The organism is Rhodococcus opacus (genome assembly GCF_012396235.1).
Lineage (GTDB): Bacteria > Actinomycetota > Actinomycetes > Mycobacteriales > Mycobacteriaceae > Rhodococcus_F > Rhodococcus_F opacus.
In genome coordinates, this window is the sequence record NZ_JAAXPA010000002.1 from 1 (window position 1) to 24,673 (window position 24,673).

Sequence of the window (24,673 nt, forward strand, 5' to 3'; positions counted from 1 at the left end):
CGGGGGAGCGGGCGGCGGGGCCACGGGCCGCGCGTTCTGAGGCTGGGCGGCGGCAGGTCGGGGCGGCGGCGGCGTCGCCGGGACTGCGGGTTTCGTCACGGGGATCGCGACCGTCTCGTCGTCCGACGGCGGTGTCGTCTGCCCCCGCACCGTCGGGGTCTGCGTGGTCGGTGCGCGGTGCATCTTCACGGTCGCGGCGTCGCTCTTCTGCGTCGGGATCGCGGTGGTGGCCGCCTCGGATGCCTTGTCCGCGGGTTTCGCGGCAGAGTCCGGGCCGGCCTGAGGTGTCTCGGCTCGTGGGCGTGGTGCCGGAGGCTTGGGCAGTTCGGGCTGCGGCTCGTCGGCCTTCTTCTCTGCCGCCTTCTCGGGGGCCTTCTGCGGGGGCTTCGGCTCGGGCGACTTCGGTGCGGCGGGCTCTGCGTCCGCCGCGGGCTGCGCGGTCTTCGCAGGCTTCGCGGTCGCGTCGGCGCCGCCGGTGCCCTTGCCGGCGGTGGTGCCTGCCGCTGCCGGTCCGGACGGTGTGTCCGCGGCCGGCTTCTGAGTCGATTCGTCTTTCTTCGGGTCCTGCACGCGCTGCCCCTCGGTCTGCAGAGAAATGAACGTTGGGGGCAGCCTAACGACATCGTGCGTCATCGGAGACCACGACAGGGCGCGTCGCGGACGCGGGCCGACGCAGTGACGGCACTGCGGCGGGGGCACAATAGGCGCATGACGTCTTTCGGTGACCTTCTCGGACCACAGCCCACGCTGCTCCCCGGGGACGACGAGGCCGAATCGGCCCTGTTGAACCACGAGGATCCGGCTTCCGTCGCAGCCGCCCATCCCACCGCCTCCATCGCATGGGCCTACCTGGCCGAGGCGGCCCTCCAGGCCGACGAGACCATCGCGGCGTACGCCTACGCGCGCACCGGGTACCACCGTGGACTGGACCAGTTGCGTCGCAACGGCTGGAAGGGTTTCGGCCCGGTTCCCTACAGCCACGAACCCAACCGCGGCTTCCTCCGGTGCGTCGCCGTGCTGGCGAAGGCGGCGAAGGCGATCGGCGAAACGGACGAGTACGCGCGGTGCCTCGATCTGCTCGAGGACTGCGATCCCCGAGCTGCCGAAGCGCTTGGCGTCGGTTAACGCCCTCAGCTCGGCGAAAGTCCGTGGCCGGGACGGGCTGAGGACTTCGGCCCAGCGACTGCGGGTGTCGGCACTGCCCATCCTGCAGTGCGCGATCGCTGCCGGCGCTGCCTGGTGGGTGGCGACGGTGGTGATCGGTCACCCGACGCCGTTCTTCGCGCCGATCGCCGCGGTGGTATCGCTGGGGCTGTCACTCGGCGCCCGCCTGCGCCGTTCCGTCGAGTTGGTGGCCGGTGTGACGATCGGGATCGGGGTCGGCGACCTCATCGTCTCCGTGATCGGGAGCGGTACCTGGCAGATCACCCTTGTCGTGATTCTGGCGATGTCCGCGGCCGTATTGCTGAACAGCGGACCGATCTTCTCGATGCAGGCGGGTAACTCCGCGGTGCTCGTGGCGACGTTGCTGCCACCCGGCGGCACCGCAGGTATCGACCGCATGGTGGACGCTCTGACCGGTGGCCTGGTGGGGATCGCCGTCGTCGCGCTGATTCCCACGCATCCCGTGGGGCGGGCGCGGAAGTACGCCGCGAACGTTCTCGGGACGGCGTCCGAAGTGATGCAGCTGGTGGCCGACGGTCTGGTGGCCAACGACGACAAGCCCATCGAGAAGGCCCTCCAAAAGGCGCGGGCAACGCAGGCGTCCATCGACACGCTGCGAACCCACCTCGCGGGCGGCCGCGAGATCAGCCGCATCTCGCCGCTGTACTGGAACACCCGCGGCCGGCTCGAACGACTCACCGCGGCCGCGGACCCACTCGACAATGCCTTGCGCAACATCCGGGTGCTCGCGCGGCGTTCGCTCACGCTGGTGCGTGACGACGAGATTCTCAACCCACGGCTCGTCGACCAGGTGGAGAAACTCGCCCACGCCTTGGAAACCCTCCGGCAGATGGCGCTCGCGGACCCCGGTCAGCAACCCGATCAGGCCGAGGCGGCGCGGGTGCTCCGTTCGGTGGCGTCGGGATTGAAACCGGAACTGGTGGAGAACGCGGGCCTGTCGGCCACGGTCGTCTTCGCGCAGATCCGGTCACTGACCGTCGACCTTCTGCAGGTCGCAGGGCTGAAGCGCATTTCGGCCATCGCCACCCTGCCGCCGACCGTGGAGAAGCCGGCCTATCGTCCCGAGCTCTGACCGCCCGAGCACGCTGTTGAACATATGCGCATGTACGCATATGATCGGCAGAACTCGGGAGGAGGCTCACCCATGGGAGTCGGTCACGGCCATTCGCACGGCAACACGCAAGGCAGCGGTGAGGTAGGCCCGTCGCGAGGGCGGATCCGCCGCATGGTGATCGCTCTCGTCATCCTCCTCGCGTTCCTCGTTCTCGAGGTCGTCGTCGGTCTGACCGTCAACTCGCTGTCGCTGCTCGCCGACGCCGGGCACATGCTGACCGACGTCGTCGGAATGTCGATGGGTCTCGTCGCACTGCTCCTGGCACGCAAAGGCAGTGCCACCGCGGCCCGGACCTTCGGCTGGCACCGCGCCGAAGTGCTCACGGCCATGGCCAATGCCGCGATGCTGCTCGCCGTCGCGGTCTGGGTGTTCTACGAGGCGATCTCCCGCATCGGCGACGCCCCCGACCTTCCGGGCATGGCGCTGATCCTCACCGCATCCGTCGGACTGGCCGCGAACCTCGTGGTGATGCTGATGCTGCGCGCCGATTCCAAGGACAGCCTGGCAGTCCGCGGCGCATACCTCGAAGTGCTCGCGGACGCCGTCGGCAGCGTCGGCGTGCTCATCGCCGGCGGCGTCGTGCTGGCGTTCGACTGGACCTACGCCGACATCATCGTCGGTGTCCTCATCTCGCTGTGGGTGGTGCCGCGGGCGATGAAACTGGCCGCCGCGTCGCTGCGCATCCTCACGCAGGCGTCTCCCGAGGACGTCGACGTCGAATCGGTGCAGGCCGACCTCGAAGCGCTGCCCGGGGTCACCGGTGTCCACGACCTCCACGTGTGGACGCTCACGACGGGAATGGACGTGGCCACCGTCCACCTGACCACGGACGCCGACTCGTCCGCCGTCCTCGAGTCGGCGCGGACCGTCCTCGAGAGCCACCTGCTCTCCCACGCCACGGTGCAGGTGGAATCCACCGCCAACGGACGCCACTGCGCCGAGAACGTCACCTGGTAGGGGCCCTGTCTGTTTCGTCCGGTTACGCGGCGGGAAACCGTTGTGGGACGACTCACGGAAGGGAACACCATGTCCACTCTCGCAGCGTTCGCACGACCCGTCGCCGTTGCCGCACTCGGTGCGGCCGCCCTCTTCGCAGCACCGGCCGCCGCCTCCGCCGCGCCGTTCATGCCCGATCCGCTGGCGAACTGTAAGCCCGCCGCGACGCTCGATGTCGAAAAGGAAGGCAACCAGGTCGAGTGGGAGTTCGAGGGACCGGAAAAGGCCACGACCGACGCCCAGGTGACGTACCTCAACATCGGCGGCCAGGCGCCGACGCTCGGCACGTCCGGACCGTTGACGAACGGTGAGGGTGTCGAACGCGAACTGCCCGGCTTCACCGGACATTTGATTCCCGGCGGAACCTACGACCCCGACGGGCCGAAGGGGCCGCTGGAGGCCTGCACTCTCGGCTTCGGATTCGCCGTCACGCAGTGACCGTCACTTGGTGAACCGGGTGACACCCGCACCCGGCCGCCACAGGTCGACGTACAGGTGGTCGCCGTCGACGGTGGTGAGCACCACCTCGTCGAGGCCGAGTTCGAAGACGTCCGCCTCGGGGATTTCGTCGGGGTAGTGCTCGAGGATCTGCTGTTTCCGCTCTCCGAGGATCTCGTCTGCGCGGCCGCTGATCTTGGCGTCGCCGCCGTCCATCGTGTGGTGACCGGGGTTGCTGTGGAGAGAGAATCGCGGATCGCGTTGCAGGTCCTGCACTTTGCGTGCACCGACCATCGAGCCGAGCAGTAACGCGCCCTCGTAGGACTCGACCTCGGTGCCGCTCACTCTCGGGGAACCGTCCTTGCGGAGCGTCGCCAGCACGTGGTGCTTGTGCGCCTCGAAGCGTGCGGCGACAGCCTTGGCGAGGTCGGGTGCTTCTGTCTCGAACTGCGTCCAGTTGGTCATGCCGACCAGTGTGCTCTCCTATCCCTGACATCTACTGTCAGGGATTTTCACTAGAATCGGAGCATGCGTTCGAGTCGGCTCGTCGAGGTGATGCTCCGTCTGGAGGGCAGTCGCAGGGCCACCGCGCAGCAACTCGCGGACGAACTCGGGGTCTCGGTCCGCACCGTGTATCGCGACGTCACGGCGTTGTCGGCGGCCGGTGTGCCGGTGTGGACGGAGAGCGGACCCGGTGGCGGAATCCGGTTGCTCGACGGCTGGCAGTCGAAACTCGGCGGGATGACGGGCGAGGAGACGTCCGCGTTGATGTTGCTCGGTGTCCCGTCGATCGCCGACGATCTCGGTCTTCGCGACGTCACCGCTGCCGCGCAGTCGAAGCTGTTGGGGGCGTTGCCTGTCCCGCTGCGCGCCGGGGCTCAGCTGTGGCGGGATCGGCTCTACGTCGACGCCCCCGGCTGGTTCGACGGGCCACGCGACAACGGCGATCTCCCGGTGGTGGCGTCCGCGGTGCTCGAGGGTCGGCGTCTCGGTATCCGCTACCGGAAGGGGAGCCGTTCCGCGGCAAGAACTCTCGATCCCCTGGGTCTGGTGGCGAAGGCCGGTGTCTGGTATCTCGTTGCGCAGCATCGCGGACGGACGCTGTCGTACCGGGTGTCGCGGATCAGTGACGCGACCGTGCTGAATCAACCGGCGGTACGTCCCGAGAATTTCGATCTGGGTGCGTGGTGGACGGCGTCGGTGGCCGAATTCGATCGTGCCCTTCTGCGATTCCGGTGCCGCGTGCGGCTCTCGCCCGCGTCGTGGCGACGGCTGCCGCGGGTGGTGGGTGTGGAAGCCGCACGCGTCGAACCCGGCCCGCCGGATGACGCCGGCTGGGTGACCGTCGACCTGTCGCTCGAGGCCGAAGACGTGGCACTCGACCAGTTGACCGTTCTCGGCGGGGGAGTCGAAGTGCTCCAGCCGCCTTCGCTACGCGAATCGCTGCGTGCGGTGGGAGACGCGATCGCCCGCCGGAACGGCTGAGATGGACTACCTCCGCGTCACCCGAGTCGTTCGAGCACCGTGGCGTTGGCGAGTCCGCCGGCCTCGCACATGGTCTGCAGGCCGAACTGGGCCCCGCGCTGGTCCATCGCGTTCACCAGCGTGGTCATGAGCCGGGCGCCGCTGGCCCCCAGCGGATGTCCGAGCGCGATCGCGCCGCCGTGCACGTTGACGCGGTCCAGGTCGGCTCCGGTGTCCGCGGCCCAGGCCAGGACCACCGGCGCGAAGGCCTCGTTGACTTCGAACAGGTCGATGTCGGAGATGTCGAGGCCGCTGCGCTGCAGCACCTTGCGTGTCGCGGGGATGACCGCGGTGAGCATCATCAGCGGATCGTCGCCGACGACGGAGAAGCTGTGGAGCCGGGCCAGCGGCCGCAGTCCCAGGCGTCCCGCGATCTCACTCGTGGTGATCATGAGCGCCGCACTTCCGTCCGACAGGGGACTGCTGTTGCCCGCGGTGATCGACCAGTCGATCTGCGGGAACCTCTCCTCGTAGAAGTCACTGCGGAAGGCCGGTCGCAGGCCGGCGAGAGCGTCCAGCGTCGTGTCCGGCCGGATGGCCTCGTCGACGCTCAGCTCCGGCAGGACGGCGAGTTCCTTCGCGAAGTTCCCGGCACTCGTTGCCGCCGCGGCCTTCTGATGGCTGCGCAGGGCGAACTCGTCCAGCTGGCTGCGCGAGAGTCCCCACCGGGCGGCGATGAGTTCGGCGCTGATGCCCTGCGGGACGAGGCCGTCGGGGTAGCGGCGCTCGAAGCCGACACCCATCGATTCGCGTCCGATGCTGCTGGACCCCATGGGAACTCGGCCCATCGATTCGACTCCGGCGGCGACGACGATGTCGTAGGCGCCCGACATCACGCCCTGCGCGGCGAAGTGGACGGCCTGCTGGCTGCTGCCGCACTGCCGGTCGACGGTCGTGCCGGGCACGGATTCGGGGAATCCGGCGGCGAGAAGCGCACTGCGGGTGATGTTCTGGCTCTGGTCACCGACCTGGGTGACGGTGCCGCCGATGACGTCGTCGATCAGTGCGGGATCGATTCCCGTGCGCTCGACGAGGGTCGACAGGCTGTGGGCGAGAAGGTCGACGGGGTGCACTCCGTGCAGGGCGCCGGAGGGCTTGCCCTTGCCGATCGGCGTGCGGACGGCCTCGACGATGACGGCGTCTCTCATGATCGTTCCTTTCGGTGCTGTGAGTACTTATCAACCGCGGGCGGTTGACAAGTACTCACGGGGTGGATTCATCCGTGTGGCGGTGAGTGTGGCGACGACGGCCACCACAGCCACCGCCGACCAGGCGAGTTGGAACGCGGCGTGGGTGTCTTCGTCACCGGCGGTCGTACCGAGGAGGGCGACCAGCATGCTCACGCCCAGCACGGTTCCGACCTGACGGCTCATGGTGACGACGGCACTACCGGTGGCCGAGCGCGACTGCGGTAGTCCGGCGGTGGCGGACGACAGGATCGTCGGCAACGCCAGACCGACCCCGACACCGGCGATCATCCAGCCGGGCAGTAGTTCCGACGCGTACTGCGGTTCCATCCCGACGGACGAGAGAACGAGCACGGCGCCGGCCGCCCACAGGGCGCTGCCCGCCGCGGTGATCGCTCCGGCCGAGAACCTGCGGGACAGGAACTGGCCGACCACGGCGAACACCGGCACCATCAACGGGCCCGGCGCGATCGCGAGACCCGTCAGCAGCGCGGAGTACCCCCACACCTGCTGCAGCCACAGGATGTTCGCGAGCAGGCCGGCTGCGAAGGCGGCACTGAACGCGAGCGCCGTCACGTTCGACCAGGCGAACGTCCGCACCTTCAGCATGGCGGGTTCGATGAGCGGCTCGCGCTGCCTGCTGTTTCTCCACCAGAACAGTGCGACCGACGCGGCAGCGACGGTGAACGCGAGCGCGATTCGGGGGTCGCCCCAGCCCCAGTCGGGTCCCTGGACCAGCCCGAGTGCGAGGGCACCGATGCCGACGGTCAACAGGGCGGCGCCGAACAGGTCGAGGTTTGTGTCACGGGCGGCCGGGCGGAAGTCGGGGACCAACCGGACGGTGGCGATCAGGAAGGCGATACCGATGGGGACGTTGATCAGGAAGGCCCAGCGCCACGACGCCTCGACGAGCAGGCCACCCACCACGGGACCGAAGGCCGCGGCCGCGGCGCCCGACGCGGCCCAGATCCGGACCGCGCCCGCACGTGTGGCTTCGGGGACCGTGCTGATGAGCAGTCCCAGGCTGGCGGGGGTCAGGGCGGCGGCACCGACGGCCTGGAGCAGTCGGAAGGCGACGAGCAGCCACAGCGAGGGGCTCAGCGCGCATGCCGCGCTCGCCGCGGTGAACAGCGCCAGCCCGAGAAGGAATCCGCGCCGGCGGCCGACGCGGTCGGCCCAGCGTCCGAGCGGAACCAGGAGTGCGGCGAACACGATCGCATAGCCGCCCAGCACCCAGCTGAGGTCGCCGAGGCTGTAGCCGGGGTAGCTCGCCGCGATGTCGCCGAACGCGACGTTGACGACGAACAGATCGAGGCTGGCGACGAACGGCGCGCCGGAGAGGACGGTGAGGAGCGGGCCGAGCCGCACTTCCTCACGCACCTGACTATTGAGAGCCATAGTCAGCAATCTACACCTGACTATGGCCATGGCAAGTCAGGTGTGACGGACGCCTCGGATCGACGGTTTGCGCTGCAGAGATCCCGAGGCGGTCCTAACGTGAGGCATGGCAGTTCTGACCCCCGGATTCCACGGCAGACCTCGCAGCGAGCACTCTCTTCCGCCCGGGCAGTACGAGGTCGGCGATTTCCCGGTCCTCTCGGCAGGACCGACGCCCCGCGTCCCGACCGAGACGTGGACGCTGACCGTGACCGACGAGACCGGCCGGCGCCACGAGTGGTCGTGGGCCGAATTCATGAAGCTCCCGCAGGAGCGGCCGACGGTCGACCTCCACTGCGTCACACGTTGGTCGAAGTTCGGAACGTCGTGGAAGGGGGTCTCGCTCGACACCCTGTTCGCGGACGTCGAGACGTCCGCGGGATTCGTCCTCGCCGGATGCGACGGCGGCTACACCACGAACCTCCCCATCGCCGACATCCTCGGCGGCAAGGCGTGGATCGTGCACACCTACGAGGGGGCGCCCCTCGCGCCGGTGCACGGGGGTCCGGCCCGTCTGCTCGTGCCGCATCTCTACCTGTGGAAGTCCGCGAAGTGGGTTCGGTCGATTCAGCTCGTCACCCAGGACGTCCCGGGCTTCTGGGAGCAACTCGGATACCACGATCGCGGCGACCCGTGGCGGGAGCAGAGGTACCAGGGTGACCAGTGAACTTCTGGGCCGCGCCGTGCTCGGCTGGCGAGTGGTGGAACTCGTCGACTCGTGGCCCGAGACGGCGAGTGCGCGGGCACTGGTCCTCGAGGTCCCGGACTGGCCGGGGCATCGCGCCGGGCAGCACGTCGATCTCCGCCTGACCGGTCCCGACGGATACACCACCGAGCGGAGCTACTCGCTGGCGTCGCCGGCCGAGCGTTCACCGGGTGGGTGGCGATTGCAGTTGGTCGTCCAGCGGGTGGCGGACGGTGAGGTGTCTCCGTATCTGACCGAGGTGTTCGCCGCGGGCAATCTGATCGAGGTGCGCGGACCGATCGGTGGCTGGTTCGTGTGGTCGCCGCGCGAGGGTGGCGGCGCGCCGGTGCTTCTCGTCGCGGGTGGGTCGGGGATCGTGCCGCTGATGTCGATGATTCGCGAGCGCCGGTTCCGGCACGACCGCACGCCGTTCCGGCTCGTGTACTCCCTCCGGACGCAGGCCGACGAATTGTTCGCGGACGAGCTGAACCCGCCCGGGACCGGCGACGGGGGAGTCGAGACGTTCGTCCTCTGCACCCGTGAGGACTCGCCGCGGCGTCCCGCGGGTCGGATCACTGCCGCCGATCTCGCGGCGTGGGGATGGCCGGCGGACTTCGCCCCGCGCTGCTTCGTGTGCGGGCCCACCGGATTCGTCGAGGAGGCGGCTCGCCTGCTGCTCTCGCTCGGGCATTCGCCGGACGACATCAAGACCGAGAGATTCGGTCCTTCGGGGCCGTGACCGGAGGAAGGAATTGTCGATGAGTGCGTTGCAGGGCAACGACTTCGAGGACGGGAACGTTCTCGGCGGGCCGTTCGCGGAGATCTTCGTTCACGACCTCACCGCGGCAACCGGGCAGTGCCGGTTCTGCGGTCTCGACGGACCGATGGCGGCGGTGCACGTCTATACGCGTGCGCCCGGTGTCGTCGTGCGGTGCCCGGGATGTCAGGAGGTGCTGCTGCGACTGGTGTCGACTCCGCGCGGGCTCGAGCTCGACGCCAGCGGGTTGTCGCACCTGTCCTGGAAACTGTGAGCGCTGACTATGGAATTTGCAAGTCAGCTATGCTGAGGTGCATGGACGCGGCACGGTTGGACGGCTTTCTGGCAGATCGCGACACCTGGCGGGCGACGCACTGCTCCATCGGCAAGGCGATGGACGTGATCGGCACGCGTTCGGCCGTCCTGATCCTGCGCGAGGCCTACTACGGCACCACGCGATTCGACGACTTCGCGAAACGGGTCGGCATCACCGAGGCAGTGGCGGCGTCCAGGCTGCGTGAACTAACGGCCGAGGGACTGTTCGAGCGGCAACCCTACAAGGAGCCCGGGCAGCGCACCCGCTACGAATACGTGCTCACCGAGAAGGGGCGCGACCTCCTGCCCGCCGTGCTCGCGCTGATGCAGTGGGGCGACAAGTACCTCCAGGGCAAGCACGGTGCGCCCATCGGGATGCGGGACGACGCGACCGGCGAACCCGTGCGCGTCGAGGTCCGCAGCCCCGACCGTGAGGTGCTGCTGGCGGAACTGCGGCTGACCCCCAACTTCACCGAAGAGGATGCGTCCCGCCCGTGAGTACTTCTCAACCGCCCGCGGTTAATAAGTACTCACGGGTCAGAGCCAGAAGCGCATCAGGTAGTTGCCGTACTGCGCGTAGATCTCCGGAACCCCGGACAGTTCGAACAGCCGGTAGATGACGTCGAAGAACACCACGTTGATCGACGGCACGAACAGCAGCGCCACGAGGATCAGCAGTCCGTACGGCTTGAACTGGTCGACGGACCTGCGGGTGCGGGGCGGCAGGAACGGCTCGAGCGCGGCGTACCCGTCGAGTCCGGGTACCGGCAGGAGATTGAGCACGGTGGCCATCACCTGCAGGAACGCGAGGAAACTCAGTCCCGCCCAGAACACCTGGTGGTCGCCGCCCAGCCCGAACCAGCGGATCACCGCGAGGAGGACGATCGCGGACACCAGATTCACGGCGGGTCCGGCGAGCGACACCCGCGCCTGCACCTTCGGCGAGAACAGTCCGGTGCGCAGGTACACGGCGCCGCCGGGCAACCCGATCCCGCCGAGTGCGATGAACAGCACCGGCAGACCGATCGACAGCAGCGGGTGGCTGTACTTCACCGGGTTGAGCGTGAGATAGCCGCGCACCTCGACGTCGGTGTCGCCGTGCCGCCACGCCGTGAACGCGTGCGCGAACTCGTGCAGGCAGAGCGTCACCACCCATCCCGCGACCACGAGCAGGAACACCCCGACGTGGCCGAGGACGGACTCCAGTTCGGCGCGCCACGCGAGAACACCGCCGGCGACCGCCACGGCGACGACCAGAAGGAACACCGGACTGGGGCGTACCGCGGTGGTCCGCGCCCGGGGCAGGCTCATCGGACCAGCAACCACTCTTGGTCGTGACGGTAGAACGTCGAACGCTTGACTTCGCGCGGGTTCGGCACGCCGTCGCGGGTCAGCGCCGCGGCGGGCGACCCGAGCTGCACGGCGCGGCCCTCCACCCAGCGGCGGGGCAGCCAGCGCCTGCGAGGTTCGACCGACGCCCGCAGACCGGGCATCCGTGGGGTCGGGGTGACGTTCATGCTCGTCGTCGTCCCCGAGAACAACCGGGTGTCGTCGACGTAGGCCTCGCCGACGAGCGGCCCCCCGTCCGGACCCGTGACGGTGGCGCACCCGACGAGCGCGATGCCCGCGTCGTCGCGGATGAGGGGGACCGGCTTGGCCGTCCCCTTCAGCGCGGTGCGGGCGCCGCGGGCACCGGAGGACAGGTGGTAGGCGTCCGTCGCCTCCGAACGATGCTCCGCGACGTACGCGAGTTCGATGTGCAGGCGTTCGGTGCGCATCAACCGGGTCAGGGTGGCCGCGAAGGCGGCGTCGCTGCCCACCACGATCAGTCGCGGATCCACGACGACCTGAAGTTTGGAGAAGACCTCGTCGAAGTCGTCCTTGTCCGGGACGGCAGGTGCGCTCGAGGTCGAAATGGAGCCCAGAGGTAGGGGAAGCGGCACGTCGCCGCAAATGAGCACTACGGGGGTCAACGCCACTCCTCGCCCGGATGTCCCGCCGCGATTTCCGCAGCTTCCCTTTCGGATCATCCTAGTGGCACGCCCGAGATGGCCTCCCCAGCCGTACTGTGGGGTCTGTTCTCCGTGCCCTCGGCTAGACTGTTCCCCCGGCCACTGCCTACGAACGGCAGGACCACGCAGTCGGATACGACTGTACGTCGACCGTAGGAGACAACGTCATGCCGGCAATCGTCCTGATCGGCGCCCAGTGGGGCGACGAGGGCAAGGGCAAAGCTACCGATCTACTGGGCGGACGCCTGCAGTGGGTGGTGCGCTACCAGGGCGGTAACAACGCCGGACACACTGTGGTTCTTCCGAACGGCGACAAGTTCGCGCTGCATCTGATCCCGTCCGGAATCCTCACTCCGGGCGTCACGAACGTCATCGGCAACGGTGTCGTGGTGGACCCGGGAGTGCTGCTCACCGAACTCGCCGGACTCGACGAGCGGGGTGTGGACACCAGCCGCCTGCTGCTCTCGGCCGATGCGCACCTGATCATGCCGTACCACGTTGCCATCGACAAGGTCACCGAACGCTTCCTCGGGGCCAAGAAGATCGGCACCACCGGCCGCGGCATCGGGCCCTGCTACCAGGACAAACTCGCGCGTGTCGGCGTCCGCGTGCAGGACGTGCTGGACGAGAAGATCCTCACCCAGAAGGTCGAGGCGGCACTCGAGTTCAAGAACCAGGTGCTCGTCAAGATCTACAACCGCAAGGCCCTTGACCCGCAGCAGGTCGTCGACGAGGTGCTCGAGCAGGCAGACGGGTTCAAGCACCGGATCGCGGACACGCGCCTGCAGCTCAACGAGGCACTCGAGCGCGGCGAGACGGTGCTGCTGGAGGGTTCGCAGGGCACGCTCCTCGACGTCGACCACGGCACCTACCCCTACGTGACGTCGTCCAACCCGACGTCCGGTGGCGCAGCGGTCGGTTCGGGCATCGGACCCACCAAGATCACCACGGTGCTGGGCATCCTCAAGGCGTACACCACCCGCGTCGGCTCGGGCCCGTTCCCGACCGAACTCTTCGACCAGAACGGCGAATATCTCGCCAAGACCGGCGGCGAGGTGGGTGTCACCACCGGCCGCGCTCGTCGCACCGGATGGTTCGACGCCGTGATCGCCCGCTACGCAACGCGTGTCAACGGCATCACCGACTACTTCCTCACCAAGCTCGACGTGCTCAGCAGCCTCGACACCATCCCGATCTGCGTCGGCTACGACGTCGACGGCGTGCGGTACGACGAGATGCCCATGTCGCAGACCGACGTTCATCACGCGAAGCCGATCTACGAGGAAATGCCCGGTTGGTGGGAAGACATCTCCCATGCCCGGACGTTCGAGGAGCTCCCCAAGAACGCGCAGAACTATGTCCTGCGCCTCGAGGAACTGTCGGGTGCGTACATCTCCTGCATCGGTGTCGGCCCCGGCCGCGACGAGACCATCGTCCGCCGCGACGTGGTGCGGTAGTCCGCGCGCCTGTCGCCGAATGTGACATCGGTTCAGTTGAATTGAACCGATGCGACATTCGGCGATCCGCGATACATTCGAGCCGATGATCAGGACTGTCGAAGCGAGTACCCGGACGCCGGCCGGCCGGTGGTACGACAGCTTCCACGCAGCGGCCGCCGTCCTGGAGGCATTCGGGCACGACACGCCGGACACCGGCAGGTGCGTGGCGGTGGTGTCGACGGATCTGGGCGTCTGGGTGTTCGAGGGTGACCCGAGGTCGACGGTGGACGCGTTCGTCCACGCGGTGGAGCGGGCGATACTCGCCGGCGGGCAGGCGTTCGTGCTGGGATGCGCCAGGGTGACCGGTGCGGATCAGCGGGCCGTCCGGACCCTCCGGGTTCCGGGCGGCGACAGGATGGCGGCGGCCGCGGCGTTGGCGCGCGAACTCGTCGGCGACCCGCAGGCGCTGATCAGAACAGCACCGGGTCGTCGAAACCCGGAGTGTGCTCGAGGGCCAGCAGTTCGCGCTTGGTGAGGGTGCCGCCGCCGGCGGAGAAGCCGCCCACCTGCCCGCCGGCGGCGAGGACGCGATGGCACGGGATCACGATCGGCAGCCGGTTACGGCCGAGGGCCTGACCGACGGCCTGCGCGGCACCCGGCTTGCCGAGTTCCGCCGCGATGTCGCCGTAGGTGAGCGTGGTGCCCGGGTCGATTGCGCGGGTGAGGTCGTATACGGTGCAGTCGAATTCGGGGACTCCCTCGAAGTCGAGGTCGATCCACCGCAGATCGTCGAGTGCGCCGCCCAGATGTTCGCGTATTCCGTCGATGGCCCGCTGGACCGGTGCCGGCGGCTGGTGCTCCACCGCATCCGGGAAACAGTGTTCGAGACGCTGCCGGGTGGATTCGGGTGAACCTTCGGGCAATTGCACACCCACGATTCCGGCGGCCCGCCACGCGATGGCGCAGGTGCCGAGGGCCGTGTCGAACAGGGCGATTCCTGTGGTCACCAATCCAGTATGCCTCCCACATCTGACGTTCACCTTCCGTTGACCGCGGTTGGACATCCTCGAAGCTCGCCGACCGAGGAGATGTTTCCGTGTACCTGTCCCGCCGTGCCCTGCTCCGCTCCACCGCACTCGGGTTGCTGGCCGTGCCCGCCGCCGCGTGCTCCGATTCCGGTAGTGCGGGTCCGGCGCTGGTCCGTGAACGACCCACCCTGACGCACGGTGTCGCGGCGGGGGACGTGCGAGCCGACGGTGCGCTCGTCTGGGCGAGGTCCGACCGTCCCGCCACGATGATCGTGGAGACCTCGGCCACCGAGTCCTTCACCGACCCGATGCGGTTCGAGGGTGGACTGCTCACTCCGGACACGGACGGCACCGGACGGCTGCGGCTGACCGGACTACCCGCAGGGCAGCAGGTGCACTACCGGGTGACTCTCGAAGGCGACGACGGCGCCACCTCGGAGGCGGTGACGGGTGTCTTCCGCACCGCTCCGAGCGCCGCAGGGGACATCCGGTTGCAATGGTCCGGGGACACGGCTGGTCAGGGATACGGAATCAATCCGGACATCGGCGGAATGCGAATCTTCGACACGATGGCCGCGCGCGACCCGCACCTGTTCCTGCACTCGGGCGACGTCGTGTACGCCGACGGTCCGCTGAAGGAGTCCTTCACGCTGCCGGACGGACGCGTGTGGCGGAACACGGTCAGTGAGGCGAAGAGCGCGGTCGCGCAGACGCTGGACCAGTACCGCGGCCAGTACGCGTACAACCTCACCGACGACAACTACCGCAGGTTCAATTCCTCTGTGGCGCAGATCGTTCAATGGGACGATCACGAGACCGTCAACAACTGGTACCCCGGTGAGGTCCTCGATCTCGACACGTACACGGAGAAGAACGTGGACGTGCTGGCGCAGAGGGCATTCCAGGCGTACCACGAGTGGCTGCCGACGGAGCCGGCCGACGCGGTCGACGGTCGCGTCTACCGCAAGATCGGGTACGGGCCACTGCTCGACGTGTTCGTCCTCGACATGCGCACCTACAAGGACGCGAACGGGGTCAACACCGGTGCGGCCGGGCAGATTCTCGGTGCGGCTCAGAAGGACTGGCTGATCCGGGAACTCGGTGCGTCCACGGCGACGTGGAAGATCATCGCCAACGACCTCCCGCTCGGGGTGGTGGTCCCGGACGGCGACACCGCGTTCGAGGGCGTCGCGAACGGGGAGCCCGGTCAGCCGTCGGGCCGGGAATCCGAGATCGCCCAGGTGCTGTCGGCGATCAAGGCGGGGCGGATCACCGGGACGGTATGGCTCACTGCGGACGTGCACTACACCGCCGCGCACCGGTACTCTCCCGACCGCGCCGCGTACAAGGATTTCGACGAGTTCTGGGAGTTCGTCTCCGGTCCACTCAACTCGGGCGGCTTCGGTCCGAACGACCTCGACGCCACGTTCGGCCCCGAGGCCGTGTTCGTGCACGCGCCGCCCGCACCCAACTCGTCGCCGCTCGAGGGATACCAGCACTTCGGTGAGGTGTTCATCGACGGGCAGACGTCGGAGTTGCGGGTGGACCTCCTCGACGCGGCCGGGACGGTGCTCTTCAGTCAGCTGCTGCCGCCGCCGGCGCGCTGATCGTCTGAACCAGGCCAGTCCGGATCTTCTGGACTGGTCGGCTGGTCGGTAAAGATTCCGCCGAGAGGGGCGCCGATCCGGAACTGCTCCAGGCGAAACGCGCCCGTACCTCCCTCTTTGGGGCCGTAGTGCGCGACCGCTGCGGCCAGGAGAAGCATGCACGCGAGGGTGATCAGTGTCGTCATGGATTCGAGCTTCGCCAGAACTGGCTTTGAGTTGAATAGCCAAGAGGTTGATACTGGACTGCATGATGACTCGCGTACTCGGTGCACGCTCCCTGGCCAGGGACCTCGGCAACTGGCAGGACGACAGCAGCCGGCGGTCGGCCGCGCGGCCCGCCTACCGGGCGCTGGCCGACGGGATCCGCCTGCTCGTGCACGACGGCCGCATCCCGTTGGGGGTCGCGTTGCCGAGCGAGCGCGAACTGGCGTCGATGCTGGAGTTGAGCCGGACCACGATCACGTCATCGTATTCGGTGCTCCGGGACGAGGGGTATCTCATCAGCCGTCAGGGGTCGCGCAGCACGGTCGCGCTGCCGCTCGGGGCACGGCAGAACGGGCTGATGTTCCGCGCGCACCAGCCCGGTTCCGACAGTTCGGTGGTCGATCTCAGCTATGCCGCGATGGCCGCGCCCGCGGAGGCGGTCGAGCAGGCCTACGCCTATGCGTTGCAATCGCTTCCGCAGTTCCTGCCGACGCACGGAATGGAGCCGGTCGGGATCGGCGCGTTGCGGGACGTGATCGCCGCCCGCTACCGGGCACGAGGGCTGGAGACCTCGCCCGAGCAGATCATGGTCACCTCCGGTGCCCAGCATGCACTGCGGCTGCTCCTCAACGTGCTCACGGCGCCGGGGGAGCGGGTGCTGGTCGATCACCCCACGTACCCCAACGCGCTGGAGGCGATCCGCAGGGTCGGTGCGCGTCCGGTCCCGGTCCCGGTCCGTCCGGAGGGCGGGGCGTCCGGGGCGTGGGATCTCGACGGAATCCGCAGCGCCGCCCGGCAGACCGCGGCCCGGATGGCGTACCTGATCCCGGACTTCCACAACCCCACCGGACTGTGCCTCGACGGGTCCGGGCGGGCCGAATTGGCGCGGATCGCGCGCGACACCCGCATGACCCTGGTGGTGGACGAGACGATGGTCGACCTGTGGCTGGACGAGCCGTCCCCGGGGCCGGTCGCGGCGCACGGCAGGGGAGCCGCGAAGTCGGAGGTCGTGACGATCGGGTCGGCGGCGAAGTCGTTCTGGGGCGGGCTGCGCGTCGGCTGGATTCGCGCCGATCCGGCCCTGATCACCCGGCTCGCCGGGGCGCGGGCCGCGGTCGATCTGGGCACGCCGGTGATGGACCAGCTCGCGGCGGCGCATCTGCTCTCCGACGACGAACTCGTCCTCGCACGACGCCGGGCGGAGCTGCGGGAACAGCGGAGCGCGATGCTCGACGCTCTCGCCGACCGCCTGCCGGACTGGATCCCGACCATCGGTTCGGGAGGGATGTCGCTGTGGCTGCGCATGCCCGCGCCGGTGTCGACGGCGCTGGCCGCGACGGCCCCCAACTTCGGGGTGCTGCTGGCGGCGGGACCGCGCTTCGGTGTGGAGGGCGCGTTCGAGCGGTTCGTCCGGCTCCCGTACGCGCGGACGTCCGACGAGCTGCGCCGCGGTGTCGACTGCATCGCGGCAGCGTACGACACGCTGGCCGTCGACCGTGAGCTCGCGGAGCCGTCCCTCGTCGTCTGAGCCCGTGAGTGGCGAAGCGTGCCGGGACACGCTTCGCCACTCACGTGGGGATCAGGTCCAGACGGTGTCGATGTCGACGCCTTCGCGGGCAGGCGGGGTGGGTGCGCCGGCAGGGGTGCGGGAGAACCGCGGCGCCGGGGCGTGCTGGGTGACGCCGTCGAGGTCGATCAACGACCCGCGGGCGGCGATGTGCTCGTTGGACGGCGCCTCCGCGAACGTCAGCACGGGCGACACGCAGGCGTCGGTGCCGAGGAAGATGGCAGCCCACTCGTCGCGGGTCTTCGACAGGAACTTCTCGGCGAAGACCTTCTTCATCTGCGGCCACGCCGAGATGTCCATCTGCTGCGGCAGTTCGGCGGGGTCGAGTTCGAGGCCCTGCAACAGCAGGGCGTAGAACTGCGGCTCGATCGAGCCGACGGCCATGTACTTGCCGTCGGACGTCTCGTAGGTGTCGTAGAACGGCGCGCCGGTGTCGAGCAGGTTGACGCCGCGCTCGTCGGACCAGACGCCGCGGCCGCGGAACGCCCACATCATGTGCGACAGGGCGAGTGCGCCGTCGACCATCGCCGCATCCACGACCTGGCCCTTGCCGGACGACTGGCGCTCCACCAGCGCCGACAGGATCCCGAAGATCAGGAACATCGAACCGCCGCCGAAGTCGCCGACCATGTTCAGCGGCGGCACGGGACGTTCACCCTTGCGGCCGATGGCGTGCAGGACACCGGTCAGTGAGATGTAGTTGATGTCGTGCCCGGCGGCGCTGGCCAGCGGACCCTCCTGGCCCCAGCCCGTCATCCGTCCGTACACGAGCCGCTCGTTGCGCCCGAGGCAGACGTCGGGGCCCAGGCCCATGCGCTCGGTGACCCCGGGGCGGAAGCCCTCGATCACGACGTCCGCGCGCTCGATCAGGCCGAGGACCTTCTCGACCTGCTCAGGGTCCTTCAGGTTGGCCTCGACGACGCGACGACCACGCTGGATCTGGTCGTACGGGCCGTCCGGCGGAATCACTCCGGGACGCTGGACGCACACCACGTCGGCGCCGAGATCGGCCAGGAGGGCGGCGGCGTGCGGGCCCGGTCCGAGGCCTGCGAATTCGACGACGCGAATGCCCGCGAGGGGGCCCTTCTTCTCTGTAACTGGAGCAGACACGCGAGTTCCTCATTCCGGTGCGAGACAACCTGTCGAATCGACGTTAACTTGCGGGTGCCCGGCCGTGTGCCCCGGGTCACCGGAGCCGCCCCGGGTGACCCCGCGCTCTTGCCTGCCTGCGGGTCCGCGGGGCACAGTTGATTCATGAGTCTTCAGGGTGAGCTCGTGAGTTTCGTGGCCAGCACCGATCTGGACGTCTCGGAGATGTTCTACGTGGAGACCCTGGGGCTGACTCTCGTCTCACGGGACGAGTTCGCGTTGGCCCTCGATTGCAACGGCTCCCTGCTCCGGGTCACGCTGGTGCAGGCGAAGGCCGACACCGGGTACACCGTGCTGGGGTGGAAGGTCGCCGACCTGAACAAGGTCGTCGAATCACTGCGCAGCAAGGGCATCGAGTTCACCGAGTACCCGGGGATGGATCAGGACGAGCATGCGGCCTGGCGCGCCCCGGACGGCATCCGCGTCGCGTGGTTCCGGGATCCGCACGACAACGTGCTGTCGCTGTTCGAGGATCCGAACTGACCGGCGTCAGGGGCGGGCCGCACCGCGGCCGGCGAGTAGTGCCTCGGTAGCGTCCCACAACCGCGCGGCGAGTTCGGCGTCACGTGCGTCCTTGCTCGGGTGAACAACCTTGCAACCCTTGACGTATTCGCCGGTGAACTTGCCGCTCTCCGTCGCGGTGGCGGTCCAGACCACCGTTTCCGCAGCCTTCGCGACGTCGGCCGTGAACGGGGTCAGGAGCGTCCCCACCACCTGGTGGCCGAACAGCAGACCCCGCCCGAGGGAGGTGCCGCGGACGAAGCCGGGGTCGGCGCAATTGACGACCAGCCTCGCGGGATCGGACCGGCGCGCCAACTCCCGCGTGAACAGGGTCAGGGCGAGTGTCGAGTTGTTGTACGCACGCTGGCCGTGGAACGTGTCCTTCGTGCCGTCGAGGTCGTCGAAGTCGAGGTGCCCGCCCCGATGTCCCGACGAGTTGACGTCCACGATGCGTGCCGGATGCCGGTACCCGGCGGCGTCGGCAGTCGACGCCGCAGCCATCGCCGGAGCCAGCGACGTCGCCAGCACGAACGGCGCGAGGTAGTTCACGGCGAACATCTCTTCGATGCCGTCGACCGTCAGCTGACGACGCCCCACGGCGATGCCGGCGTTGTTCACCAGCACGTCGATCCGCGGGAACCGGTGCAGCAGTTCCTCGGACAGCTTGCGGGCCCGATCGAGCGAGGACAGGTCGGCGAGCGCCGAATTCAGCCGGTCGCGATCGGCGCTCTCGGACAGTTCGGCGATCACCGCGTCGATCCTGTCCTGGTCCCGGCCGACCAGGACGACGGTGGCCCCGCGGCGTGCGAGTTGGCGGCAGGTCTCCAGGCCGAGCCCCGAGGTGGCACCGGTGACCACCATGGTGCGGCCTGCGAGATCGTTCGACTCGGTCATTCTCGCCTCCCGAATGCAGGTCTCTACGAGAGTAGGGCAACCGGGAGGGACGCACCGTGGAACGAACCGACGGCGCGGCCACGGGTGAGGCCGTTACGTATGCGGCTCGCCGCGGGTTCGGCCTAGCGTCGGTGTTCGTACCCCAGCCAAGCGCGTCGACGCTCGCCGAGCGGATCGTTCTCCACCCGGCTCGTGTCGTCGATGATGAGCGTCTCCCGGCGCTCCGGCGAGTACCGGGGCCATCCGGGTGCCGGGGTCCCGTGCCGGGCGAAGTGCAGCCAGTGCGACTGGACGGTGTCGGTGACGGCCCGCAGCCCGCGGCGGCCCCCGAGCGCGGTGAGCAGCCGCGCCCACGGCCCGGTCAATCCGAACACCGCGTACATCTCCGTGGCGTGGGTGGCGCCCAGCCCGAGGACACGGAGTAGCCGGGGTGCGAAGTCGTACCGGTAGCTGTAGGTCGGTGCGATGGTCGTGTGGCCCTGTGCGCACAGGACGGACGGTTCCCAGAACGTCACGTCGCCGCCGAGGTCCGCTGCCGCACGCCGACCGGGATAACCGGGGTAGGCGGCGATGGCCCGTTCCTTCACCGACGCGTCCACGTGCGAGAACATCTTGTCGATCCGGGTGGGATCGGTGGGCAGGATGTTCAGGAACCGGGGAAATACCCTGCCCTCGTGGCGGTTCGTGCCGATGATCAGCGGCACCGGGTGCCCGGAACCGGAAGCGAAACAGTCGAGCGGATGCGTGGGAAGGAAGAAGCCGTCGACGACGGGCGCGAACGCGCGGGTTCCCGGTTCCTCGTCGGCGCCCCGGTGCGCCAGTGTCGTCCCCGCCTCGACGAAGCCGGCCGGGTCGGCGGTCTCGAGCCACGTCGCGGCGTCGGCGAGCGGGACCCCGGCGATCTCGAGGAATTCGCGCGACCACCGCGCGGCCCGCTCGGGGTGATACGCGGACGCCACCGGAGGGCTTTCCGCGATGGCCCGTGCGAACAGTCCTTTCGCGGCGGGGGTGGTCATCAGTGTGGTGACGGCGTTGGCGCCCGCGGATTCGCCGAAGACGGTCACGTTGTCGGGGTCGCCGCCGAACTCGGCGATGTTGCGTTGCACCCATTCGAGTGCGGCCACCTGGTCGCGGAGTCCGAGGTTGGAGTCGAAAGGCCGTTCGGGGGTGGAGAACTGGGTGAAATCGAGGTATCCGAGCGAGCCGAGGCGGTAGTTGATCGACACGTACACGATGTCGCCGCGGCGGACCAGCGACTCACCGCTGTAGAGCGACGAGGACGAGGACCCGCCGGAGTAGGCGCCGCCGTGGATGAAGACCATCACGGGTCGCGGCGATCCGGATGCGGACCCGGGTGCGAGCACGTTCAGGGTGAGACAGTCCTCGTCGGTCTCACCACCCTGCGGTGCCGGGGACCCGAAGTGGAAGGCCCGCCGGACCCCCGACCACGGCTCGACCGGTTGCGGGGCCCGTAACCGCAGAGGCCCGACCGGGGGAGCGGCGTAGGGGATACCCCGCCAGGCAGTCAGGTCGTCGTCGATCCGGCGCCCTCCGACGGCGCCGGCATCGGTGTGGACCTCGAGAGCGTTCACAGGCCCTGCCCGTAGTAGCCCCGGTACCCCTCCCAGGCCAGCCTGCGCTCCCGGCGCGGATCGTCCTGGACGGTGGTGACGGTGTCGAACACGAGTGTTGCCCTCCTGTCGGTGTCGTACTTCGGCCATGCCGCCAACGGTGTTCCCTGCGAGGCGAAGTGCAGCCAGTGCCGCTGCACGGTGTCCGTCACGTCCTTCAGTCCGCGACGACCGCCCGGTAGGGTGAGGCCGCGGCCGATCAGGGTGTCGGCGATGTCGAACACCGCGAACAGCTCGAATCCGTGTGTGGCGTCCAGTCCGAGCCATTTCATGGCGCGCGGAGCGAAGTCGAAACGGTAGCTGAAGGTGGGGGCGAACGCGGAGTGGGCCTCGGCCAGTTCGATCGACGGCCTCCAGAACGTCAGATCGCCGCCCAGGTCGACGGCCGCGTCCGGCGCCGGGTAGCCGGGATACGCGGCGGTGACGCGGGCCTCGGCGCCCGGGTCGGTGAGGGCGAACATCCGCCCGATCCGGTCGGGGTCGGTCGGCAGCGCGTCCAGGAGTTTCGGGAACAGGGTGCCCTCACGGGCGTTGGTGCCGATGATCAGCGGAACCCGGTGCGCCGAGCCGTCGGCGAACGCGTCGAGCGGCGGCTTCGGCAGGAAGTCGCCGTCGATCACGGGGCCGAACGGGTGCAGTCCCGGCGTCTCCGACAGCACCTTCGCGCCGAGACGATTTCCGGCCCGGCCCAGTGCGCCGACCGGTGACGAGGTGAGCGCCTCCGCGGCGGTGTCGGGTTCGGCCCCGAGCAGCGTCACGTAGTCGGATGCCCACCGGGCGGCGCGGTCGGCGGTGGTGACGAGGCCGGGGGCGGAACTCTCCGAGATCGCCCGTGCGAAAAGGCCTTTCGCGGCGGGTGTGGTCATCAGTGTGGTGACGGCGTTGGCGCCCGCGGATTCGCCGAAGACGGTGACGTTGTCGGGGTCGCCGCCGAATTCGGCGATGTTGCGTTGCACCCATTCGAGTGCGGCCACCTGGTCGCGGAGTCCGAGATTGGAGTCGAAAGGTCTTTCTGGGGTGGAGAATTGGGTGAAGTCGAGGTATCCGAGCGAGCCGAGGCGGTAGTTGATCGACACATACACGATGTCGCCGCGGCGGACCAGCGACTGGCCGCCGTAGAGCGCGGTGGCCGACATGCCCAGCGTGTACGCGCCGCCGTGGATGAACACCATCACCGGACGCGTCCCGGACGTGCCGGGCGTGGCCAGCACGTTGAGCGTCAGGCAGTTCTCGCTACTCGGCTGATACTTGCCCGGCCGGAGTGCGGTGAATTTCTTGTGCTGCACGGCGGCGTCGCCGAATTCGGTGGCGTCGAGTTCACCGGACCACGGCGTGACGGGCTGGGGTGCGCGCAACCGCAGCGGCCCGACCGGGGGAGCCGCGTAGGGAATTCCCCGCCACGCGACCAGGTCGCCGACGCGCCGGCCACGGACCACCCCTGCGGTCGTCCTCACCAGCGTGTCGGTCGTGAGAGTGTCAGACGCCATGCCGGAAACTATACGGAGACCGCCTGAGGGGGCATTCACCTCCGCCGACGGTCTTCCGTTCGGCTCAGCGCCGCGCCTCCAGCAGCCGCAGCCACACCTCGCTCACGGTCGGGTACGACGGGACCGCATGCCACAGCGTGTCGAGCGGCACCTTCCCGACCAGCGCGATGGTGGCGGCATGGATGAGTTCGCCGACGTCCGTGCCCGCGAACGTCGCTCCGACCAGGGTGTCGGTAGCCCGGTCGACCACAAGCTTGGCGTGACCGCTGAAATCGTCGCGGGCCAGTGACGAGCCGGCGACGGCGATGTCGACCTCCACGGTCTCGACGTCCACCCCGGCGTCGCGCGCCTCCTGCTCGGTGATCCCGACGGCCGAGACCTCGGGATCGGCGAACACCACCTGGGGAACCTGGCCGTGGTCGGCGGTCGCCCGGAATCGGGACCCCTCCAGCGCCCTGCCCTCGGCGCGGGCGGCGATCACGTCGCCGCAGACGCGGCCCTGGTACTTGCCCATGTGGGTGAGCAACGCGCGGCCGTTGGCGTCGCCGACGGCGTACAACCATTCGTCCGCCGTCGTCAGATGGTCGTCGGTGGTGAGGTATCCGTGGGAGTTCAGCAGTCGGGCGTCGAGGCCGACCGCCGACGTCGCCGGAGTGCGCCCGGTCGCGACGACGACCTCGTCGACGACGAGCGGATCCTGTCCCGCCACGTCCAGAGTCACCGGACCGCCGTGGATTCGGCCGATCCCCGTGTCCCGGGCGTCGGGCCGCTCGACGCCGCGAAGGTCCGCGCCGAACAGGAGTTGCGCACCCTTCTTCTCCAGCGAGCGGGCCACCCGCTCGCCGGCGAACGGCTCGTTCTTCGGGAGCAGGGCCCGGCCGCGCACCACCATCGTCAGTTCCTCGACACCGAGGTCCAGCAGCCACGTCGCGCTCTCACATGCCACGACGCCGCCGCCGATCACGGCGACCCGGCGCGGAACTTCTCTCAGGTTGGTGGCGTCCCGCGAGATCCACGGCAACGCCGCCCGAAGGCCGGGGGTGTCGGGGACCGCGGCGGTCGTCCCGGTGGCGACCACGACGGCGTGCCGGGCGCGCAGCTCGCGGGAATCGCCGACCGTCACCGTGCGGTCCCCGGTGATGCGTGCCGATCCGCGGATGACGTCGATTCCCTGCGAGTCGGCCCACATCACCTGCGACGAGTCGTCGTGGTTGCTGGTGAACGAGTCGCGTCGCGCCAGCACGGCGTCCACGTCGAGCGGACCGGCGGACACCCCGGGCATGTTGCGCGCGGCCCCGAGGACGTCACCCGGACGCAGCAGCGCCTTGCTGGGCATGCACGCCCAGTAGGAGCATTCCCCGCCGACGAGTTCGTGTTCGATCAGCGCCGCGGTGCGGTCGCTGCCCGCGATGGCGTAACTCGCCGCGTTCTCACCCGCGGGACCGCCTCCGATCACGATGACATCGAACTCTTCCGCGCCGCTCCCAGAGTCAGTCATACCTGTAACGGTAAGCCG

Annotated in this window: 26 protein-coding genes and 1 pseudogene; 14 read left to right on the forward strand and 13 right to left on the reverse strand. The window is 68.9% G+C overall.

The window, feature by feature from the left end; genetic code table 11:
- Window positions 1–570: pseudogene (locus HGB39_RS01930) on the reverse strand (Rv0361 family membrane protein); the annotation flags it as partial.
- A 138-nt stretch (window positions 571–708) separates the two neighbouring features.
- Here HGB39_RS01930 and HGB39_RS01935 point away from each other — a divergent pair.
- The 4 genes from HGB39_RS01935 (at window position 709) to HGB39_RS01950 (ending at window position 3,733) form a co-directional block, all read left to right on the forward strand.
- On the forward strand, window positions 709–1,125 hold the full coding sequence (locus HGB39_RS01935; RefSeq protein WP_005260038.1) for a DUF3151 domain-containing protein: 417 nt from the start codon (window positions 709–711) through the stop codon (window positions 1,123–1,125).
- A gap of 64 nt (window positions 1,126–1,189) precedes the next feature.
- A complete protein-coding gene (locus HGB39_RS01940; RefSeq protein WP_005260036.1) occupies window positions 1,190–2,257 on the forward strand; it encodes an FUSC family protein in 1,068 nt (355 codons plus the stop codon).
- Window positions 2,258–2,329: 72 nt separating this feature from the next.
- Window positions 2,330–3,256: a cation diffusion facilitator family transporter gene (locus HGB39_RS01945; protein ID WP_037204807.1), complete on the forward strand. Its 927-nt coding sequence runs from the start codon at window positions 2,330–2,332 to the stop codon at window positions 3,254–3,256.
- A 69-nt stretch (window positions 3,257–3,325) separates the two neighbouring features.
- Complete coding sequence (locus tag HGB39_RS01950; protein WP_043790106.1) at window positions 3,326–3,733, forward strand: hypothetical protein; 408 nt, start codon at window positions 3,326–3,328, stop codon at window positions 3,731–3,733.
- Between the two features lie 3 nt (window positions 3,734–3,736).
- On the opposite strand, the gene HGB39_RS01955 is transcribed toward HGB39_RS01950, so the two are convergent.
- Complete coding sequence (locus HGB39_RS01955) at window positions 3,737–4,198, reverse strand: pyridoxamine 5'-phosphate oxidase family protein (protein WP_005567225.1); 462 nt, start codon at window positions 4,196–4,198, stop codon at window positions 3,737–3,739.
- Window positions 4,199–4,261: 63 nt separating this feature from the next.
- On the opposite strand from HGB39_RS01955, the gene HGB39_RS01960 reads away from it, so the two are divergent.
- Window positions 4,262–5,218, forward strand: a complete 957-nt coding sequence (locus HGB39_RS01960; protein WP_005567226.1) for a helix-turn-helix transcriptional regulator — start codon at window positions 4,262–4,264, stop codon at window positions 5,216–5,218.
- A gap of 17 nt (window positions 5,219–5,235) precedes the next feature.
- On the opposite strand, the gene HGB39_RS01965 is transcribed toward HGB39_RS01960, so the two are convergent.
- Window positions 5,236–6,405, reverse strand: coding sequence for a thiolase family protein (locus HGB39_RS01965; protein ID WP_005567227.1), 1,170 nt, complete (start codon window positions 6,403–6,405; stop codon window positions 5,236–5,238).
- A gap of 30 nt (window positions 6,406–6,435) precedes the next feature.
- Window positions 6,436–7,842, reverse strand: coding sequence for an MFS transporter (locus tag HGB39_RS01970; protein ID WP_064080042.1), 1,407 nt, complete (start codon window positions 7,840–7,842; stop codon window positions 6,436–6,438).
- Between the two features lie 106 nt (window positions 7,843–7,948).
- Between HGB39_RS01970 and HGB39_RS01975 the strand changes: the two genes are divergently transcribed.
- Genes HGB39_RS01975 through HGB39_RS01990 form a run of 4 tightly spaced genes read left to right on the forward strand, consistent with a single transcriptional unit; the run spans window position 7,949 to window position 10,136 of the window.
- A complete protein-coding gene (locus HGB39_RS01975) occupies window positions 7,949–8,548 on the forward strand; it encodes a sulfite oxidase-like oxidoreductase (protein WP_005574921.1) in 600 nt (199 codons plus the stop codon).
- Complete coding sequence (locus tag HGB39_RS01980; RefSeq protein WP_005574919.1) at window positions 8,538–9,305, forward strand: ferredoxin reductase; 768 nt, start codon at window positions 8,538–8,540, stop codon at window positions 9,303–9,305. The genes HGB39_RS01975 and HGB39_RS01980 overlap by 11 nt, the downstream gene beginning before the upstream one ends.
- 19 nt (window positions 9,306–9,324) lie before the next feature.
- Window positions 9,325–9,597, forward strand: a complete 273-nt coding sequence (locus HGB39_RS01985) for a DUF6510 family protein (protein WP_005574917.1) — start codon at window positions 9,325–9,327, stop codon at window positions 9,595–9,597.
- A 41-nt stretch (window positions 9,598–9,638) separates the two neighbouring features.
- Complete coding sequence (locus HGB39_RS01990; protein WP_005574916.1) at window positions 9,639–10,136, forward strand: winged helix-turn-helix transcriptional regulator; 498 nt, start codon at window positions 9,639–9,641, stop codon at window positions 10,134–10,136.
- A 39-nt stretch (window positions 10,137–10,175) separates the two neighbouring features.
- On the opposite strand, the gene HGB39_RS01995 is transcribed toward HGB39_RS01990, so the two are convergent.
- Window positions 10,176–10,949, reverse strand: coding sequence for a site-2 protease family protein (locus HGB39_RS01995; protein WP_005574914.1), 774 nt, complete (start codon window positions 10,947–10,949; stop codon window positions 10,176–10,178).
- Window positions 10,946–11,599 (reverse strand): hypothetical protein, encoded by a 654-nt coding sequence (locus tag HGB39_RS02000; protein ID WP_005574912.1) that lies wholly within the window; start codon window positions 11,597–11,599, stop codon window positions 10,946–10,948. Before HGB39_RS02000 ends, HGB39_RS01995 begins: the two co-directional genes overlap by 4 nt.
- Before the next feature lie 218 nt (window positions 11,600–11,817).
- On the opposite strand from HGB39_RS02000, the gene HGB39_RS02005 reads away from it, so the two are divergent.
- Together HGB39_RS02005 and HGB39_RS02010 are read left to right on the forward strand one after the other, a co-directional pair.
- Window positions 11,818–13,107, forward strand: coding sequence for an adenylosuccinate synthase (locus tag HGB39_RS02005; protein WP_005260012.1), 1,290 nt, complete (start codon window positions 11,818–11,820; stop codon window positions 13,105–13,107).
- A gap of 85 nt (window positions 13,108–13,192) precedes the next feature.
- Window positions 13,193–13,624: a racemase gene (locus HGB39_RS02010; RefSeq protein WP_240482941.1), complete on the forward strand. Its 432-nt coding sequence runs from the start codon at window positions 13,193–13,195 to the stop codon at window positions 13,622–13,624.
- On the opposite strand, the gene HGB39_RS02015 is transcribed toward HGB39_RS02010, so the two are convergent.
- A complete protein-coding gene (locus HGB39_RS02015) occupies window positions 13,560–14,153 on the reverse strand; it encodes a methylated-DNA--[protein]-cysteine S-methyltransferase (RefSeq protein WP_247607352.1) in 594 nt (197 codons plus the stop codon). The genes HGB39_RS02010 and HGB39_RS02015 overlap by 65 nt on opposite strands.
- Window positions 14,154–14,185: 32 nt before the next feature.
- On the opposite strand from HGB39_RS02015, the gene HGB39_RS02020 reads away from it, so the two are divergent.
- The gene (locus HGB39_RS02020) at window positions 14,186–15,724 is read left to right on the forward strand and encodes an alkaline phosphatase D family protein (protein ID WP_005574907.1); all 1,539 of its coding nucleotides are present in this window, start codon (window positions 14,186–14,188) and stop codon (window positions 15,722–15,724) included.
- Here HGB39_RS02020 and HGB39_RS02025 read toward each other — a convergent pair.
- Complete coding sequence (locus HGB39_RS02025) at window positions 15,697–15,909, reverse strand: hypothetical protein (RefSeq protein WP_005574905.1); 213 nt, start codon at window positions 15,907–15,909, stop codon at window positions 15,697–15,699. The two genes, HGB39_RS02020 and HGB39_RS02025, sit on opposite strands and share 28 nt — an antisense overlap.
- 62 nt (window positions 15,910–15,971) lie before the next feature.
- Between HGB39_RS02025 and yczR the strand changes: the two genes are divergently transcribed.
- Complete coding sequence (yczR, locus tag HGB39_RS02030; RefSeq protein ID WP_054247810.1) at window positions 15,972–17,456, forward strand: MocR-like transcription factor YczR; 1,485 nt, start codon at window positions 15,972–15,974, stop codon at window positions 17,454–17,456.
- A 51-nt stretch (window positions 17,457–17,507) separates the two neighbouring features.
- On the opposite strand, the gene HGB39_RS02035 is transcribed toward yczR, so the two are convergent.
- A complete protein-coding gene (locus tag HGB39_RS02035; RefSeq protein WP_005238498.1) occupies window positions 17,508–18,605 on the reverse strand; it encodes a CaiB/BaiF CoA transferase family protein in 1,098 nt (365 codons plus the stop codon).
- Window positions 18,606–18,749: 144 nt separating this feature from the next.
- Between HGB39_RS02035 and HGB39_RS02040 the strand changes: the two genes are divergently transcribed.
- On the forward strand, window positions 18,750–19,127 hold the full coding sequence (locus HGB39_RS02040) for a VOC family protein (protein ID WP_005260002.1): 378 nt from the start codon (window positions 18,750–18,752) through the stop codon (window positions 19,125–19,127).
- 6 nt (window positions 19,128–19,133) lie between these two features.
- On the opposite strand, the gene HGB39_RS02045 is transcribed toward HGB39_RS02040, so the two are convergent.
- The 4 genes from HGB39_RS02045 to HGB39_RS02060 form a co-directional block, all read right to left on the reverse strand.
- Window positions 19,134–20,039, reverse strand: a complete 906-nt coding sequence (locus tag HGB39_RS02045; protein ID WP_005259999.1) for an SDR family NAD(P)-dependent oxidoreductase — start codon at window positions 20,037–20,039, stop codon at window positions 19,134–19,136.
- Window positions 20,040–20,161: 122 nt separating this feature from the next.
- Window positions 20,162–21,631, reverse strand: coding sequence for a carboxylesterase/lipase family protein (locus HGB39_RS02050; RefSeq protein ID WP_005574900.1), 1,470 nt, complete (start codon window positions 21,629–21,631; stop codon window positions 20,162–20,164).
- Window positions 21,628–23,157 (reverse strand): carboxylesterase/lipase family protein, encoded by a 1,530-nt coding sequence (locus HGB39_RS02055; RefSeq protein WP_005574899.1) that lies wholly within the window; start codon window positions 23,155–23,157, stop codon window positions 21,628–21,630. Before HGB39_RS02055 ends, HGB39_RS02050 begins: the two co-directional genes overlap by 4 nt.
- Before the next feature lie 64 nt (window positions 23,158–23,221).
- On the reverse strand, window positions 23,222–24,655 hold the full coding sequence (locus HGB39_RS02060; protein ID WP_005574897.1) for a dihydrolipoyl dehydrogenase family protein: 1,434 nt from the start codon (window positions 24,653–24,655) through the stop codon (window positions 23,222–23,224).
- Window positions 24,656–24,673: the final 18 nt, after the last annotated feature.

Coding starts and splice junctions, on each gene's coding strand:
- HGB39_RS01935 (WP_005260038.1), top strand. CDS start 709: ATGACGTCTTTCGGTGACCTTCTCGGACCACAGCCCACGCTGCTCCCC.
- HGB39_RS01945 (WP_037204807.1), top strand. CDS start 2,330: ATGGGAGTCGGTCACGGCCATTCGCACGGCAACACGCAAGGCAGCGGT.
- HGB39_RS01950 (WP_043790106.1), top strand. CDS start 3,326: ATGTCCACTCTCGCAGCGTTCGCACGACCCGTCGCCGTTGCCGCACTC.
- HGB39_RS01955 (WP_005567225.1), bottom strand. CDS start 4,198: ATGACCAACTGGACGCAGTTCGAGACAGAAGCACCCGACCTCGCCAAG.
- HGB39_RS01960 (WP_005567226.1), top strand. CDS start 4,262: ATGCGTTCGAGTCGGCTCGTCGAGGTGATGCTCCGTCTGGAGGGCAGT.
- HGB39_RS01965 (WP_005567227.1), bottom strand. CDS start 6,405: ATGAGAGACGCCGTCATCGTCGAGGCCGTCCGCACGCCGATCGGCAAG.
- HGB39_RS01970 (WP_064080042.1), bottom strand. CDS start 7,842: ATGGCTCTCAATAGTCAGGTGCGTGAGGAAGTGCGGCTCGGCCCGCTC.
- HGB39_RS01975 (WP_005574921.1), top strand. CDS start 7,949: ATGGCAGTTCTGACCCCCGGATTCCACGGCAGACCTCGCAGCGAGCAC.
- HGB39_RS01985 (WP_005574917.1), top strand. CDS start 9,325: ATGAGTGCGTTGCAGGGCAACGACTTCGAGGACGGGAACGTTCTCGGC.
- HGB39_RS01990 (WP_005574916.1), top strand. CDS start 9,639: ATGGACGCGGCACGGTTGGACGGCTTTCTGGCAGATCGCGACACCTGG.
- HGB39_RS01995 (WP_005574914.1), bottom strand. CDS start 10,949: ATGAGCCTGCCCCGGGCGCGGACCACCGCGGTACGCCCCAGTCCGGTG.
- HGB39_RS02005 (WP_005260012.1), top strand. CDS start 11,818: ATGCCGGCAATCGTCCTGATCGGCGCCCAGTGGGGCGACGAGGGCAAG.
- HGB39_RS02010 (WP_240482941.1), top strand. CDS start 13,193: ATGATCAGGACTGTCGAAGCGAGTACCCGGACGCCGGCCGGCCGGTGG.
- HGB39_RS02015 (WP_247607352.1), bottom strand. CDS start 14,153: ATGTCCAACCGCGGTCAACGGAAGGTGAACGTCAGATGTGGGAGGCAT.
- HGB39_RS02025 (WP_005574905.1), bottom strand. CDS start 15,909: ATGACGACACTGATCACCCTCGCGTGCATGCTTCTCCTGGCCGCAGCG.
- yczR (WP_054247810.1), top strand. CDS start 15,972: ATGATGACTCGCGTACTCGGTGCACGCTCCCTGGCCAGGGACCTCGGC.
- HGB39_RS02040 (WP_005260002.1), top strand. CDS start 18,750: ATGAGTCTTCAGGGTGAGCTCGTGAGTTTCGTGGCCAGCACCGATCTG.
- HGB39_RS02045 (WP_005259999.1), bottom strand. CDS start 20,039: ATGACCGAGTCGAACGATCTCGCAGGCCGCACCATGGTGGTCACCGGT.
- HGB39_RS02055 (WP_005574899.1), bottom strand. CDS start 23,157: ATGGCGTCTGACACTCTCACGACCGACACGCTGGTGAGGACGACCGCA.
- HGB39_RS02060 (WP_005574897.1), bottom strand. CDS start 24,655: ATGACTGACTCTGGGAGCGGCGCGGAAGAGTTCGATGTCATCGTGATC.